General features: G+C 58.5%; 1 pseudogene. It reads left to right on the top strand.

Annotated elements, in window-relative coordinates:
- Positions 1 to 388: 388 nt before the first annotated feature.
- Positions 389 to 559 (top strand): annotated as a pseudogene (locus tag AB1462_RS31565) (P-type conjugative transfer ATPase TrbB); the annotation flags it as partial.

The following is a 559-nucleotide window of genomic DNA, read 5'->3' as shown; positions in this document are numbered from 1 at the left end:
CTCAGTGGCCATTGTGACCTCCAGGTTGTTTGAACCCATTCCGTATAGTCCAAACCGTGACAAATGACAATATCGCGATTATGTCATTTGTCATTGCGGCGAAGCTAGGACGGTTTCCATGATCTAGCCGCAAGCCGCTAGCTCCGTGATGGGGGGACGGCTGATACCGAAAGTTCTGCGTGAAACGACAGCATCAATAGAAGCTCCGCCGTTTCCACGTATTTGCACGCCACAGTACGACGACCACATGTTGGTTGTTGTCAGACCTTAATTTATGCCTCTCCTACTCATCCCCGATCCAGGGCCGCACTTCGCGGACCCGCAAGAGAACGGGGACGACGTGGCGACCACTCACCAGAAATCGGAGGCGATCCTTCGCGGTGCCCGCATGCTGCGCACGGCCCTGGGGCCGGCGATCGCCCGGTTTCTGGAAGATCCCGCGATCGTCGAGGTGATGCTCAACCCCGACGGCAAGCTCTGGATCGACCGACTTTCCGAGGGCCTGTCCGACACGGGCGAACGCTTGTCGCCCGCTGATGGCGAGCGGATCGTGCGTCTG

The organism is Pseudomonas sp. SB113 (genome assembly GCF_040754745.1).
GTDB classification, from domain to species: domain Bacteria; phylum Pseudomonadota; class Gammaproteobacteria; order Pseudomonadales; family Pseudomonadaceae; genus Aquipseudomonas; species Aquipseudomonas grimontii.
Note: the sequence above shows the minus strand (reverse complement) of the source record. Positions and strands in the feature narration are given on the sequence as shown.